Source organism: Halomonas marinisediminis (assembly GCF_004347715.1).
Lineage (GTDB): Bacteria > Pseudomonadota > Gammaproteobacteria > Pseudomonadales > Halomonadaceae > Halomonas > Halomonas icarae.
In genome coordinates, this window is sequence record NZ_SLTR01000812.1 from 1 (window position 1) to 226 (window position 226).

Below are 226 nucleotides of genomic sequence, written 5' to 3' on the forward strand. Positions count from 1 at the left end.
TATATGAACGTATAGAAACGAAAACGCCGCTTCAATGAGCGGCGTTTTTTATGTCGTAAAGCTGAGGTCAATTTACATCATATGCTTGCGGCGAATGTCGAGTAGGGCAAAAATACCAAAGATCAATATCGACCATTTCTCCCAACTGCTCATTTCAATCTTGTCACCGAACGCACCGATGAAGATCAACATCTGCAAGCCATGCATACAAAACAAAAATGCAGTC

General features: G+C 41.6%; 1 protein-coding gene. It reads right to left on the reverse strand.

The genetic code is table 11. From position 1 onward, the window contains the following. Window positions 1-72: 72 nt before the first annotated feature. On the reverse strand, window positions 73-226 hold a 154-nt coding region (locus E0702_RS20010), incomplete at its 5' end, for a DUF1145 domain-containing protein (protein WP_240721834.1).